We start from the raw sequence: 13,855 nt of genomic DNA, 5'->3' as shown, positions 1-13,855 counted from the left end.
CTCCGTCGATCCCGACTAGAATCGGCCACCGGATGGTGCTCGGGCGGTTTACACCGCCCGAGCACCATGCGATGAACGTCAGCGATCGGCTGTCACGAAACCGAAAGCGCGGTCAAGGCTTGCCGCCTCGTCTGCCGAAATTTGAAACTCTTCCAGCGGCAGACCTTCTTGGTCCTTGGGGCCGTGGTTCTCGGGACCGGATGCCATGTTCCACTCCTTATGCTTGTACCGACCAGAATCACCTGCTACTGATCACGAAAGTGACCGTAAATAGATTGTGATTTTATTCTTCAACCGTCAAGTGCCGAGCGGCACGGAACAGCCGATTTTACGAAGATTTGAGAGGGTGGATTCACGGTACTTCCCAATCGTCCCGAGTCAGAAAATATGAATCCCCCCGGTGAGTCCGGAGACTTTCTGGTTTGAGAGTTCAGCGGTTTGCTGAGGTCTCTTGTTGACTGTAGTAGAGGGCTTCGAGTTCGGCTGGTGGTATGTCGCCGCAGTACTCGTAGAGTCGGCGGTGGTTGTACCAGTCGACCCACTCCAGGGTGGCGATCTCGACGTGTTCTACTGTGCGCCAAGGTTTTCGGGGTTTGATCAGTTCGGTTTTGTAGAGCCCGTTGATCGACTCGGCAAGCGCGTTGTCGTAGCTGTCGCCGGTCGAGCCGATCGAGGGGTCGATACTGGCTTCGATCAGTCGGTCGGTGAAGGCGATCGATGTGTATTGGGCGCCGCGGTCGTGGTGGTGTATCAATCCGGACAGGTCGGTGATCCCGTCACGGGCGCGGGTCCAGATGGCGTGTTCGATCGCGTCCAGGACCAGGGATGTGGTCATTGTGGTCGAGGTGCGCCAGCCCACGATCCGGCGCGTGTAGGCGTCGATCACGAACGCGATTCTGTGGAATCTGATTTGTCCTGTATGTGCCCAATTGTCCTGGTTAGAGGGGTGTGATCGGGAGGAGCGTTGCCGTGGGTGGGATTCCTATTTCGCGTGGCGTTTGGCCTGTCGGCGTGGTGACGTCGGCCAGTCGCTCGAGGAGCCGGTCGAGGGCGGATTGTCCGTCGTCGACCGCGGCGCGTTCGTCGTCGGTGAGCGGAATGGATGAAAGCATCCGTTGCAGGTTGTCCTTGGCTTCCAGAATCTGGGCCTTGCTGGATGCCTTCGGTGTGTAGAAATCGCAACGGGCGCAAGCCATTCGGTGTGGACATTGCTCGAAGAAGCTGTAGGTGCACCATCCGTGACCGAGGTCGTAGTACTGCCATGGTTGCCCGTTCGCGGCGGCTCCGCTGGTGACGGCGTCGCGGTCGACGAGGACTTCGATGGTGCGGACGTTGCGGGCGAAGTATCCGGCCTCGGAGTAGGCCTTGGACAAGGTGTTCGGGGTGATCTTGGCGTAGTGCTGGGTGGTGTTCGGGGTGCGGTGCCCGAGCCATGCCTGCAGCTCGAACAAGGTCATCGGTTCCTTGGCGTTGTAGAGCTGGCTCGCGATGGTGGATCGGGCGCGGTGGCTGGTGATAGTGCCGCGGACATCGGTGGTGGGGACGCCGGCCTTGCCGCAGAGCGCGGGGATGATGGTGTGGTTGATATAGGCCTTGGCGACGGGCTGCGCGCGGACCGCGAACAACATGTCGACGCGCTCGCTGGTCTTGCGGTCCAACCGTTTCGGCTGGTCGGGCCGCAGTGTCTGCCAAGCCTGGATGGCTTGGCCGACGAGCGGGTCGACGGGTTTGGTGAACGCGGTGCCGGTCTTGTGGACGGGAACGTCGAGCAAGCAGATCGCATCTTCGGCGAGGATGTCGCGGGAGTCGCCGGGGATGGGAGCGCCGTCGTGCTGCCAGCGGATGCAGCCGACGCGCAGCCGAGTGATCTCATCGCTGCGCAGCCCGGAGAACAGCCAGGTCACGGTGACCGCGCGGATCAGCTCCATCGGGTAGAAGGTGTCGGCGGAGTTGCCGGGCAGGTCGGCAGGTTCCAGGTTGAGCCCGGCCCACAGCAGTTTGGCCCACACGTCGTCGGCGATGACGCGGGGATTGGTGCCGATCAGCGCGGCGACGCTGCGCAGGAGCGTCAGCGCCCGGTTCGGGTCGAACCGGCGTGGGATCCACTCCCATTCCTGGCAGTCGCGGAAAAAGGTGCGGGTGGCCATCAGATTGTGGGCCTTGGTGCGAGGGGAGACAGGTTCACCGGTGCGACTGCCGAGCATGTCACGGCGTTGGACCCAATCGCCGACGGTCATCCGGTCGACCGCGGCGACCCACTGCGCGCAGATCGCTCGTGTCCACTGCCCGGGTTCGGTGATCTCGGGGTGCTCGACGGCCAGCCAGCGACCGGCCTTGGCCATGATGGAGCGGATGATTCTGCGGACGTGGGGTGTCAGCGTCGAGGTGGCGTGCCAGCGCTCGATCCAGTCGGCCCATCCCGGGACGGTGCCAACGATGCCAGGAGAGTGGTTGTAGCCGGTGCGAACTGGCGGGTCGCAGTGCCCCAACTCGGCGACGGCCCGTTGCAGCGCATAGAGCATCGAACCCTGGTGGCCGTCGGTCGCCGGATGGGCTCGCAGCGCGTCGAACGCCGACGTGGACAGGTCGGCGAGCCCAGGACTGTGGTTGAGCAGCAAGGCCTGGCTGAACACGCCGTGCATCCGGGTTCGGGCGCCGCCGCTGATGCGATATCCCCACCGATCGAGCACCTGCTCGGCGTCACCCATCGCCTCGGCGACTGCGGGCTTGCCGAATATCAAACAGGCCAAGTGAAGTCGGTTGAACATGCCCAGACGATGGAAGCCGGTGAACCCGCCGAGCAGATAAGCCAAGGCCACCAGGAAGGGCCGCACTGTCGACTCGGTCGGCAACGGCTGCGCGGTGGCGAACTCGCGTGCGCTGCCGCCGCAGAGCGCAGCCCACTCCCACGGAGTCCAGCCCCACCAACTTCGGCCGGTTTCGGCGCAGCGCGCCAGCACGATCGCTACCGCCTGCCTGCCGGCACGACGGAACCGGACGTCGCCGTCATGATGCAACTCGGCCACGGTCGCGTCCAGCGACTCAACCAGCCGCGTCAGTGCCCGCCAGTGCACCGCGGTCCGCCGCGGAATGCCCACGGCCTTGTTGCGCCGCAGCTGCTGCGGCCCGAGCGCGGCCAGCGCAGCGATCTCGGTGTCGCTCAACGAGATCCGGCGATCCCACCGCTTCGAGCCGGACGGCCACCGATCGGCGTCGGTGCCGACCCGCGCCCGATGAGGGGCTGCGTTCATACCGGCATGTCCTGTCCGCCTCCGGTGCGCCCAGCGCCGGTGAGCATTTCGAGGCGCCAGGCGTGGATCTGTGCCATGGAGGAATTCAGTTTCTCCGACAGGTCCCGGCCTGACAGGTGGATGTAGGCCAGAGTCGAGTCGGTGCTGCGATGCCCGGCGAATGTGGCGATCGTATGCAGCTCCCAGCCCATTCTCGCCAGGTCGGTCAGGCACAGGTGCCGGGTGGTATGGGTCGAGAAGTTCGGCACTCCGGCAGCTAATGCGATGCGCCGCACCACTTTCGACCATGTCCACAACGTCAGCGGCTCAGAGTGATTGCGGCGCGATTCGGACAGAAATAACCCACCCCGAGCTCGGCTCATCGTCGCCCGATGCTGCAGATACTGCGCCAACAGCACCCCGGTGGACGCCGAATAGGGAACCACACGCTCCCGGCGGGTCTTGGTCTTCTCCGCCCGCACCCGCAACATGCGGTGCGCGGGATCGAGATCATCGCTGCGCAGCGAACACAGCTCTTCCCGGCGCAGCGCGGCGTCGTAAGCCAGCGCGAGCATCACCCGGTTCCGGATCGGCTCCTCGGCGAAGGTCTCCAGCAGACGCAGCCATTCCGCCTCGCTGGGAATCCACGGCAGCTTCACCATCCGCGGCACCAGCGCACGCCCACGACCGCCGAACCGCCCGGAAGGCGTATACCTGCCCCGCCCAACGGGATTCGACTCCCGAACCCCTTCCTCGACAAGGAAATCGAAAAACAGCCGCACCGGAACCAGACGCTGCTGCAGCGTCGCGTTGGCCAAACCCGCCCCCGAATCCAGCGCTACCACATTCGCGCCGCGCCGGCTCGGACGCGCTGTCAACTCCCGCACGAACACCGCCACGTCAGCCCGCGTCGCGGTCACCGGATCGATCCCATCCCGCTCGCACACCTGCAGAAACTCCGCCAGGCCCCGCGCATACGCATCGATGGTGCGCGGCGCACGGCCCAGATCAGCCCACACTTGTAGCCACTCGGCCGCGCGTTCGTGCCGCCGCAACACCGGCCACCGGTCGACCACCCTCATCCAGTTGCTCGATCCACCTCCCTAATTCGTGGTCACGGCCGCAGGGGATCGGGTGGCTACCGGTGAGATTCCACGTAACTTATACATACACCCATCCCGCCCATGTCGAGACGTATGTGAAATCGGCTACCCACAACATATTCGGGGCCGTCGGGTTGAATTTTCGTTGCACCAGATCCTCGGCACGCCGACCTTGCGGGTCGGCGGTAGTAGTGCGTTTGACCTTTCCTCGACGGGCGCCTTGTAGGCCCAGCTTCTTCATCAGTCGTTCGACGGTGCAGCGTGCCACCCCGATGTCCTCTCGTCGTAATTGCAGCCACACTTTGCGGGCCCCGTACACCGAGTAGTTCTCGGCGTGGACACGGGTGATCTCGGCGGCGAGGCGCTCGTCGCGGATCGCGCGTTTCGATTCCGGGCGGTCGCGGGTGTCGTAGTAGCTGGACGGCGCGATCGGGCAGCCGTGCTCGGTGAGCACTCTGCAGATCGGCTCGACGCCGAACTCCTGTTTGTGGGTGTCGATGTAGTCGACGATCACTTGTTTCGGCGGTCGAGCTGCGCCGCGAAGAAAGTCGATGCGGATTGCAGAATTTCGTTGGCGCGCTTCAGTTCTCGATTCTCGGCCCGCAATCGGCGCATCTCTGCTGCCATATCGGTGGTCACACCCGGTCGCTGTCCCGCGTCGACCTGGTCCTTGCGGATCCAGTTCCGCAGGGTCTCGGCCGACCCGATACCGAGCTCGCTCGCGACCGAGGCGATCGCCGCCCACTCCGAGGGGTGCTGCGACCGGACTTCGGCGACCATGCGCACGGCCCGTTCACGCAGCTCCGGCAGACGGCGATTGATATCCGGTGCGGGGGTTATGGAATCGACAATTCGAGGGTGACGGCGTATCCGAGGGCTTCCAACTGACGGATCGCGTTGGCCTTGGCCGCGCCGGGCCGGCGGATGGTGAAGTAGTTCGCACCAAGGTCTCGATAGAAGGCGCCGGTGGTGAGCATGCTGTGCGCCGACACGAGCATCGCTCGTTCGACGGCGACGAGGGCTTTCATCGGTCCGCGTCTTGCGCAGATGCGCCGATACTTGGCGGCGAAGTAGGTGTCCTTGGTGCGGGCAGCGGCGAGGGCGGCGACGCCGAGAGCGCCTTTGAGATTGCGGTTGCCATCGCGGGTCTTTGTGGATTTGACCCGGCCCGCGGATTCGTTGGCACCGGGGCAGGCCCCAGCCCAGGAGGCAAGATGCCCAGAGGTGGGGAATACGTCCATGTCGCCGCCGGTCTCGGCGAGGAAGATCTCGGCCACCGTTGTCGACCAGCCCGGGATACTGCACAACAGATCCCGAGCGGTCCTCAAAGACGATGGCAGCGCTGCGGTGATTCTGGCGTCCAGATCGTCAAGCGCAGCGGTGTAGTAGTCGATGAGGTCCAGATACATCCGGACGAGGTGACCGTGATGGGGCGTGAACCGCCCGGTCAGCGCCTCGATCAACACCGGAATCTTCGCCCGCATTCGGCGTTTGGCTAGATCGGCCATAGCCACCGGGTCCGCCTTGCCCTCGATCAACGCTTCGAGCATCGCCCGGCCCGAGACCCCCATGATGTCGGTGGCGACCGACGACAGCTTGATCCCGGCATCCTCGAGGATCTTTTCCAGCCGGTTGACCTGGCGAGTGCGATCGCGAGTCAGGTCGGTGCGTGCCCTGGTCAGATCACGCAACCGTCGAATCCGCGGCGGAGGGACCAGCGAAGCGCGCAGCAATCCGTGCGCACCGAGATCGGCGATCCACGCGGCATCGCTGACATCGGTCTTGCGGCCCGGACGATTACGCGCATCACGCGGGTTGACCAGCATCACGTTCAACACGTCTTCGAGCAGGTAGTAGAACGGCTTCCAGTAGTCGCCGGTCGACTCCATCACCACGCACGTGACCTTCTCCGCGATCAGATGCTCACGCAACGCCAGGATCTCGTTGCTCATCGCGCCCCATGTCGCCACCGTCGACTTCGTCGCCCGACTCCCCGAACCCTGAACCCGGACACAGACTTTCGCGTCCTTCTTCCGGACACAGACTTTCGCGTCCTTCTTCCGGACACAGACTTTCGCGTCCTTCTTCGAGATGTCGATGCCCGCACACCGTGAATGCACCACTTCCATCCTGACCACCCTTCCCGCCTGCGCCTGAAATCCGTTGTCGGCGTGCGTGTCACGGGGAGGCGAGTAAAGTACAGGACTTCCCTACACGTGCTCGAGGCAACAATCCACGGTTCCCGCAACAGGACGAGAAACCGCCCTACCTCCACCACCACGTTCCCAAACAGGCTCACAGCACCAAAGGAAAACCGGGGTCGACCGCGACACGCACCCACCCAGTCTGCCGTTCGCAACACCGCTGGAAGGCCAGATCAGCACACGATTTCCTATTCCATGGAGGCCGCGAAGCGGCCTGAGTCGTTCCCAAGGAACGAAGTCTCCAGACAAGCCGGGGGGATTCAATACGCCGCAACCCCATCCGCATCCACGAAATGGCCGTGTCGCGCGTGGGAGGAACGGTACAGGCTAACCACAGCTACCGGCTCAGCGTAGGCCGGGCAGTTGCCACGGCCGAGAGGCTCAGGATTCGTCGGTCCCACCGCGTTCCGCTCCGTTCCCGGTCGCCCCAGACTGCTCGGCCTCGTGGCCCGGAGTTCGCAGCAGCGGTCCCACCGCCGTCGGGCAGCGTGCCGGACCGGGTGTCATCGCGGCCGGGCTCCAGGAATGTAGCTCAGTCGTGGCAGCTCGAAAGGATTGAGCAGCAATACAAGTGTTCGGTCTTCCATCTGCTCGTTCGCCAGCGCGCTTTTCGTCGCAGTGGACTCCGGATCCTGCGCCACGACCGTGCCACTCTGCAGGCGAGTACCGAAATACTCTCTGGCGGGTTCGAATTCGTCGCGGTCGGTGACGCGCGTGCTGCCCCGGTGGTAGATCGGGAACAGATCGTAGGTGGAGGTGACGTAGCGCTGCCGACCGTCCGCACCGGTCGATGACCAGGATGCCACCCAGCCGCTCGACGTCATCGGGCGTGAGCGGAACGTCGGTTTTCCTGGGAAGTCGTCCAGTGCGGCGCATCGTTCACGAAGCGGACGGCGATCTTCCGTCGGCAGGCCCGCAGTCCCGCATGATCCCTGATCCGCCGCACGGTGATGCCACCCAGCCACGCACCGGTCGAGCGACTTCTACCTGATCGGTGCACGTGCCGAAGCGACGTTCACAGCTGTCGGGACTACCAGCGAAGAGGGCGTCTTCGAATGCGGATCGATGCGGGCGATGAACTTCACGACGAGTTCGTCCTCCGTGCGCGACCGGACATCAGGCTAGGCTCGCTGTACATGACCAGTTCAGCGATGGTGACAGTGGACAGGATCCTGGGTGACGGAAAATTCGCCGAGCTGGGGATGCTGGGGCCGGTGGTCACGCGGGACGAAATTACCGTGGCGGCCGGCGATGTCGGCCCGCTTCGATGGGACGTCGGCAACCAAGCGGCGGTCCCGTGGGCTGGTTGCCGAGTCGGGGTTTACGGGCCGGATGGGCGCTGTCGGCATCTGGTGCCGACGGGATATCCGGTCCACTCGATCGACATCCATCCGACATTGGCTCTCGTCGCGATCGGCGTTGGACACTACGACGGCGGCCACTACTACAGGGGTGAGCTACTGCTGCTCGATGTGGACTCGGGGCAGCTGACCCGTGCCCTCGAAGATGAACGCGAGGTCCGGCGGCTGTGGTGGGACGGCGAGCAGACGCTGCGGATGATCCTCGCCCCGTTCACGGACCGCGATATCGAGCAGCCCTGGACCCGCGGGTTCACTGTCGGTGTCGAGCGATACGACTGGTCCACTGTCCCGGAGCGCTCGATTGGTCGCGCCGAGCTGTCTGGCCCCGAGGTCGACTGCGAGGACATGGGTCGGCGAACAAACTTGGACCGGACCTCACGCCGGCAGGTGTGGGACATGGCTCGACTGCGCGACGGGCGTGTACTGGCAGCATTGGGCGGTGTGCGGCTGGAGTCATGGCTGCCCTCGGGGAAGCGCGAGTGGGCAGTTCCCACGCAGTCTGTTGGCCGGCAGATCCACGTCTGTGCTGATCAGCAATCGGCATGGACCAATGTGGCCTCCGATCAGGTCTGGACCAGTTCGGGTTTGATCGATCCGATCTCATCGGTGGCCAGGGTGTCGCTGGCTGATGGGCACGGGCTCGAAACGCTGGACCTGGAGTTCCCAGTGGTCGCCGCGATGGATGCGGAAGGCTGGCTGGCGCTGCGCAATTTGAAGTATGCCGCGGGCTCCACGGCGGTGGTACTGGTAGGGCCGGACAATCAATCCGGGCTCGCGGTGACGCTCGGGCGGCTCGATGCCCTCAACTACTCATTCCAGGTCCGTCACGCACCCACGCTCTACTTCGTCGACGACATCAGTGACGAATACTGGAGCTTTACCGCCCGAATAGTCGCGGTAGACGCGAGATCCGGCACCGTGACGCCGTTGTTTCCGTTGGCGTGGGATGCGCAGCCCGATGGCCGCTTCTGTGGTGGTCCCGCGATCCAGGTGCGCGACGGTCTCATTTACGCGGGCAGCATCTCGAGCAGTCGGGCACCGTTGCCAGGTAACCGATTCGTGGTCCGGCGTCGCTTACCCGATGGGGCACCGCAGTGGGTCTTCACCGCCGAGGATTCCATTACCGCACTGGACGGCGACGACGTGACGGTATTCGTCGCGCTGTACTCCGGCGAACTGATAGCACTGGATGCCGTCACAGGCGAAGTGCATTGGCGTCAACATCTGACGATCCGCGAAATACCCTTAGTAGCAATGTCATTGGTGGCAGACGCGGGCCGCCTACTGATCGGCACTCTCGATGGCCGAATCCTGGACTGCACTGTCCGACGACAGTGCGCCTCCTCTTGATCGGTCGATGGCGATAAGGGCCGGCGGCGCCACCGTGCAGGATCAGCCGGTCACCTTCTCAAGCGCCTTCGTCGACATCTGCATCAGTGGTTGGGTGAACTTGTTCTGCCCCAAACGCTCATAGTGATACGTGATACCGATGAGCACGTTGTGATAGATGAACCATATTTCACCCTGGCTGATGTTGTTATTGCTGCTCTTGACTTCACGGAATCGATCGTCATCGGTGCCGGGGACTCCGACCGCGTTACCCGGCTTGCGTCCCAGCTCGCTCTTGGCTTTCTGCACACCGGATTGGTTCTGATTCGCCCTGAGCAGCTTGGTGGTCACGATGACCCAAACAGCCGGCTGCCCTTGGGCACGGTGGGTTTTCTGGTTGGAGAAGCTGCACTGCGCCGATTTCTCGTAAGCCCGGTCACCACCGATGATGTCGGTCGGCTCGGTGGTGAACGTGCCCGGAATGAACGGAGCCAGTTCGGCCTCGGTGAATATGCCGCACCCCATCGGCGCGTCGGCGAGATCCAGCGATGCGTCTACCGCGGGCTTCTTGTTCGAATCCTCCTGGAAGAACAGGAAATAGGCACCCGCGGCAGCGCCGGCCAGCACCACCAGCACGAACACCAGCACGAGTGCGATCAGGCCGCCGCGCCCCTTGCGTGGCTGCTGTTGCGGCGGCCACGGCTGACCGTACTGCGGATGCGGCTGGCCGCCCTGCGGCGGGAACTGCGCCGGAGCTCCGGGGAATGATTGACTACCCTGCGGGAACGGCTGCCCCTGGGCCGGGAACTGTGCCGGGTCTACTGGGTACGGCTGTCCACCCGCCGAGACCTGGCCCTCCGGGAACAGTTGGCCGCCCACTGGGATCTGCTGTCCCGGCGGGAACTGCTGACCACCTTCCGGGAATGGTTGCCCCTGAGGGGGATACGACTGACCACCGTCGGGAGGCAGCCTGGGCTGCCCTTCGGGAGGCGCGGGCGTCTGTTGCCCATGCGGCGGTTGCCCCGGTCAAGTCCAAACGGGTGGTGTATCGGGGTGATTGCCGCGTGACCCTGTTCGGTCAGGCGGTCAGCGCTGGGGTGGGGTCCTCCTGTTCGGTGGGGTCGGCGAGGCCGCGGGAGCGGGCGAGGACGTCGAGTCCGAGGTAGCGGCGGCCCTCGATCCATTCGTCATGTTGCTCGGCCAAGACGGCGCCGACGAGGCGGATGATGGCTTGACGGTCGGGGAAGATGCCGACGACGTCTGTGCGCCTGCGGATTTCCTTGTTCAACCGTTCCTGGGGGTTATTGCTCCAGATCTGGCGCCAGATCTGTTTGGGGAACGCGGTGAACGACAGCAGGTCAGCGCGGGCGGCGTCGAGGTGGGCGGCCACCTTCGGCAGCTTCTCGGTCAGTGCATCGAGCATGCGATCATATTGTGCGGCAACCGATTCGGTGTCTGCCTCGTCGAATACCGAGTGCAGCAGGGTCCGCACCCACGGCCACGACGATTTCGGGGTGACCGACATCAGGTTCACCGTGTAATGCGTACGACACCGCTGCCAGGCAGCTCCGGGCAATGTCGCGCCGATCGCGGCGACCAACCCGGCGTGGGCGTCGGAAGTGACCAGGCTGACTCCGGACAGGCCGCGGGCGACCAGGTCGCGGAAGAACGCCAGCCAGCCCGCACCGTCCTCGCCGCTGGTGACCTGGATGCCGAGGATCTCCCGGTAGCCGTCGGCGTTGACACCGGTCGCGACCAGGGCGTGCACGTTGACCACGCGGCCGCTCTCGCGGACCTTGAGCACCAGCGCGTCCGCGGCGACGAACGTGTACGGGCCTTGGTCGAGTGGGCGGGTACGGAACGCTTCGACCTGGGCGTCGAGCTCGGCGGCCATAATCGACACCTGGGACTTGGAAAGCTTTGTCACACCGAGTGATTCGACGAGTTTCTCCATGCGTCGGGTGGACACGCCGAGCAGGTAGCAGGTCGCCACCACCGAGGTGAGGGCGCGTTCGGCGCGTTTGCGGCGCTCGAGCAGCCAGTCCGGGAAATAGGAGCCCGAGCGCAGCTTCGGGATCGCGATGTCGATCGTGCCGACACGAGTGTCGAAGTCGCGGTGGCGGTACCCGTTTCGTGAATTGACCCGATCGTCGGAGCGTTCGCCGTAGCCGGCGCCGCACATCGTGTCGGCTTCAGCGCTCATCAGTGCCTGGATGAACGTGGACATCATGTCGCGCAGCAGATCCGGGCTCGCGACGGCGAGTTGGTCCGACAGCATCTTGGACGGGTCGATAGGCTGGACAGAGGTCATCGCGTGAAACTTTCTTCCTTCAGTGACTTGGTAGGTCTGTTGAAGGATCACGCGGTGACCACCCTTCACTCGGCTACGACACGCCCAGACTTTGCTGGCGTCCGGCCGTACACCATCCTGCTGGACTCAACCCGGTGCCCCGCCTCCCTTCCGCAACGAGGGCGGCATCCCTTCCTGCGTGGCGGCGGGTTGCTCCCCCGGCGCCGGGGTGTGTTCCGGCACTCCGGGCTGAGACATGAAACCTCCTGACGGCGCCACGAGCTGGGCGGACCCGGCCCCGGCTCGGGAATGCATCGGTCGCCAGATTATGGTCCCTGGCCTGTACCGAGACAAGCCGGCCGAGTATTTCTTACAGTCCATTGACCTTGCGCGCGGGGGATCGGATTCCCGCCGTTGGACACCGCCACCCACCGACGGCGGGCCGACACTGAAAACCCTGCGCGAGGTGTTGAACCGGCTGTCGGAGCTGGCATTCCCGGGCCCCGGTGTCGGCACGAACCTCGGCGCGGGTAATGCCTGGGATGGACGAGCGTCGCACGGAGGTCGACGGTTGGCAGGCGACGTGGCGGATCGACCACCACCGCATTCGAATGATGCTGGTACGCAATATGTCCGAACTGCAGCCACTCCTGGCCGCCGCACCGGACCTGGCGCAGATGCGCGGCAGTACCGCCGCTTGCGCGAGAGCTCGCCGCCTCCATGGTGAGTCCTATCCCTCGTTGAGGAAACGCCGCACGAAGTCGACCGTGACCTCGACGCGGAACCTTGTCCGCTGATCGGATGCGGGATCGACCAGTTGGGCCGCGCCCTCGGCCCATTCGATTCGGCGGACCTGCCCCCGGAAGATCTCAGCCTCGACCCAACCGCTGCCGATCTGGTCGACGACCCTGATCTCGCGTTCCAGTCGCGCCGCGTCTGCGAGCATGCGGCTACCCGACTTGCTCGCCCGCAGGCCGGTTCTGGGGTTCTCGTACCTCATACGGACGAACGGCTGCGGCTTCCGCTGGTAGTTCTTCGGATCGAGCATTTTGGGGAACCGGGCCTGCCGCGCGGCATCCGGGTGAATTCGGTGGCACCGGGATACATCTGGGCCGACAGCGTCAAATTCTACTTCGCCTATCTGGCGCAGGAGCGCGCCGTCTCGCCGGAACAGGTGTACGACGAGGTCGCGGCGGGGCTCAAGCATTTCGTCGAGGCAGCGTGGACCCCTGCGCGCTTCCTCGCATCCAGTGTCCTTGCACCACAACGAATCCGCCGCTACTTCGACCGCCGTAGCGCCGCCGATGACTCCGGACCGCTGACTGCGTCGCGAATCGTGTTCTCCCGCAGCGTCGGCTCGCCAGGCATCGCACCGAGATAGGACGGGCGGTGTACGAGGAGATCGCGGTACGTCGGGGCAACTCCGAGACGCCCGGCGAGGACATACTGGCCATGCTGATGTCAGCCCGTGACGAGACCGGAGCCGGGCTGAGCGATCAGGCACTCCACGACGAAATCCTGACATTGCTGGTCGCCGGGCACGAGACCACGGCAACCACACTGGCCTGGGGATTGCATCACCTGATGGAGACACCGGCGGTAGGTCAACGGCTACACCGAGAACTGGAAGCCGCGTTTCCCGACGGCATGGTCGCACCCGAACGTGTCCGTGATCTCGAGTACCTGCAGGCGGTCGTGAACGAGATCCTGCGGATCATCCCCATCGCGGTGGCGGTGCCCCGGCGCTTGATCCGGCCCGCGCAGATCGCTGGATACGACCTACCGGCCGGCACCCTGGTCGCGGCAAGCATCTATCTGGCACACCGGAGCGAGCGAAACTGGGAATACCCCGATGACTTCGTTCCCGAGCGCTTCCTCACCGGCCGCACCTCTCCTTTCGCCTTCCTGCCGTTCGGTGGGGCCCACGGCGCTGCGTAGGCGCGGCATTCGCGCACTATCAGATCGCCGTCATGTTGGCCCAGCTATGGCTGCACTGGCGCCTTGAGCCGGTAGCCGGATTCCGGGTGCGGCCCTACATGCGCGGTGTCACCGTGGCCCCATCTCCCCGCATGCCCGCACTCACCCACCGTCGTAGGGCTCCACTTCACGCCACCGAGGGCAAAGTCGGCCTTCGTGTTTCGAAGATCGAAGCCGAGCAGACATAGGGATGTCGTCGGTATCCGGATCGAGTCCCCCAGATCAGGCGCAGCGGCTGGCTCGGCATCAGCGGGGCCCCTTCGAGTTGTAGAGCGCGGCAAAGCCGGTCCTGCTGGAGAGAGCGCTTCTCAGGGCTGGGAGTCGATCAGGCGAGACTACTGTGGTGGCGGGCACGATGTGG

The 13,855-nt window shown here is 64.5% G+C and carries 11 protein-coding genes, 2 pseudogenes and 1 other annotated feature; of the genes and pseudogenes, 3 read left to right on the top strand and 10 right to left on the bottom strand.

All coding sequences use genetic code 11. From position 1 onward, the window contains the following. Nucleotides 1–78: 78 nt before the first annotated feature. The 7 genes and pseudogenes from OHB12_RS02630 to OHB12_RS02600 all read right to left on the bottom strand — a co-directional run bounded on the left by OHB12_RS02630 (nt 79) and on the right by OHB12_RS02600 (nt 7,343). The gene (locus OHB12_RS02630) at nt 79–207 is read right to left on the bottom strand and encodes a hypothetical protein (RefSeq protein ID WP_327115788.1); all 129 of its coding nucleotides are present in this window, start codon (nt 205–207) and stop codon (nt 79–81) included. A gap of 223 nt (nt 208–430) precedes the next feature. Continuing rightward, nucleotides 431–895 (bottom strand): annotated as a pseudogene (locus tag OHB12_RS02625) (DDE-type integrase/transposase/recombinase); the annotation flags it as partial. A 43-nt stretch (nt 896–938) separates the two neighbouring features. After that, nucleotides 939–3,251, bottom strand: coding sequence for a tyrosine-type recombinase/integrase (locus OHB12_RS02620; RefSeq protein ID WP_327115786.1), 2,313 nt, complete (start codon nt 3,249–3,251; stop codon nt 939–941). Then, nucleotides 3,248–4,312, bottom strand: a complete 1,065-nt coding sequence (locus OHB12_RS02615; RefSeq protein ID WP_327115784.1) for a tyrosine-type recombinase/integrase — start codon at nt 4,310–4,312, stop codon at nt 3,248–3,250. Before OHB12_RS02615 ends, OHB12_RS02620 begins: the two co-directional genes overlap by 4 nt. Nucleotides 4,313–4,394: 82 nt before the next feature. Next, nucleotides 4,395–5,113: pseudogene (locus tag OHB12_RS02610) on the bottom strand (IS3 family transposase); the annotation flags it as partial. Next, nucleotides 4,755–4,883: a sequence feature (AL1L pseudoknot), on the bottom strand. (Overlaps the previous pseudogene by 129 nt.) Nucleotides 5,114–5,169: 56 nt before the next feature. After that, a complete protein-coding gene (locus OHB12_RS02605) occupies nt 5,170–6,462 on the bottom strand; it encodes an IS110 family transposase (protein ID WP_327115781.1) in 1,293 nt (430 codons plus the stop codon). A 578-nt stretch (nt 6,463–7,040) separates the two neighbouring features. Beyond that, nucleotides 7,041–7,343 carry a hypothetical protein gene (locus OHB12_RS02600; protein ID WP_327115779.1) on the bottom strand — a complete coding sequence of 101 codons (303 nt, stop codon included), beginning with the start codon at nt 7,341–7,343 and terminating at the stop codon, nt 7,041–7,043. A gap of 330 nt (nt 7,344–7,673) precedes the next feature. On the opposite strand from OHB12_RS02600, the gene OHB12_RS02595 reads away from it, so the two are divergent. Continuing rightward, nucleotides 7,674–9,248: an outer membrane protein assembly factor BamB family protein gene (locus OHB12_RS02595; protein ID WP_327115777.1), complete on the top strand. Its 1,575-nt coding sequence runs from the start codon at nt 7,674–7,676 to the stop codon at nt 9,246–9,248. A gap of 42 nt (nt 9,249–9,290) precedes the next feature. Here the strand turns inward: OHB12_RS02595 and OHB12_RS02590 are convergent, their stop codons facing one another. The 3 genes from OHB12_RS02590 to OHB12_RS02580 all read right to left on the bottom strand — a co-directional run bounded on the left by OHB12_RS02590 (nt 9,291) and on the right by OHB12_RS02580 (nt 12,565). Further along, nucleotides 9,291–10,106: a hypothetical protein gene (locus tag OHB12_RS02590; protein WP_327115775.1), complete on the bottom strand. Its 816-nt coding sequence runs from the start codon at nt 10,104–10,106 to the stop codon at nt 9,291–9,293. Between the two features lie 199 nt (nt 10,107–10,305). After that, nucleotides 10,306–11,538 carry an IS256 family transposase gene (locus OHB12_RS02585; protein ID WP_327115774.1) on the bottom strand — a complete coding sequence of 411 codons (1,233 nt, stop codon included), beginning with the start codon at nt 11,536–11,538 and terminating at the stop codon, nt 10,306–10,308. A gap of 709 nt (nt 11,539–12,247) precedes the next feature. Beyond that, complete coding sequence (locus OHB12_RS02580) at nt 12,248–12,565, bottom strand: hypothetical protein (protein ID WP_327115772.1); 318 nt, start codon at nt 12,563–12,565, stop codon at nt 12,248–12,250. Between the two features lie 42 nt (nt 12,566–12,607). On the opposite strand from OHB12_RS02580, the gene OHB12_RS02575 reads away from it, so the two are divergent. Further along, nucleotides 12,608–12,898 carry a hypothetical protein gene (locus OHB12_RS02575; RefSeq protein ID WP_327115770.1) on the top strand — a complete coding sequence of 97 codons (291 nt, stop codon included), beginning with the start codon at nt 12,608–12,610 and terminating at the stop codon, nt 12,896–12,898. An 8-nt stretch (nt 12,899–12,906) separates the two neighbouring features. Then, nucleotides 12,907–13,455, top strand: coding sequence for a cytochrome P450 (locus OHB12_RS02570; RefSeq protein WP_327115768.1), 549 nt, complete (start codon nt 12,907–12,909; stop codon nt 13,453–13,455). The last annotated feature ends 400 nt before the right edge of the window (nt 13,456–13,855 follow it).

Origin of the sequence: Nocardia sp. NBC_01730, from assembly GCF_035920445.1 — a bacterium.
Lineage (GTDB): Bacteria > Actinomycetota > Actinomycetes > Mycobacteriales > Mycobacteriaceae > Nocardia.
Note: the sequence above shows the minus strand (reverse complement) of the source record. Positions and strands in the feature narration are given on the sequence as shown.

Coding starts and splice junctions, on each gene's coding strand:
- OHB12_RS02630 (WP_327115788.1), bottom strand. CDS start 207: ATGGCATCCGGTCCCGAGAACCACGGCCCCAAGGACCAAGAAGGTCTG.
- OHB12_RS02620 (WP_327115786.1), bottom strand. CDS start 3,251: ATGAACGCAGCCCCTCATCGGGCGCGGGTCGGCACCGACGCCGATCGG.
- OHB12_RS02615 (WP_327115784.1), bottom strand. CDS start 4,312: ATGAGGGTGGTCGACCGGTGGCCGGTGTTGCGGCGGCACGAACGCGCG.
- OHB12_RS02605 (WP_327115781.1), bottom strand. CDS start 6,462: ATGGAAGTGGTGCATTCACGGTGTGCGGGCATCGACATCTCGAAGAAG.
- OHB12_RS02595 (WP_327115777.1), top strand. CDS start 7,674: ATGACCAGTTCAGCGATGGTGACAGTGGACAGGATCCTGGGTGACGGA.
- OHB12_RS02585 (WP_327115774.1), bottom strand. CDS start 11,538: ATGACCTCTGTCCAGCCTATCGACCCGTCCAAGATGCTGTCGGACCAA.
- OHB12_RS02580 (WP_327115772.1), bottom strand. CDS start 12,565: ATGCTCGATCCGAAGAACTACCAGCGGAAGCCGCAGCCGTTCGTCCGT.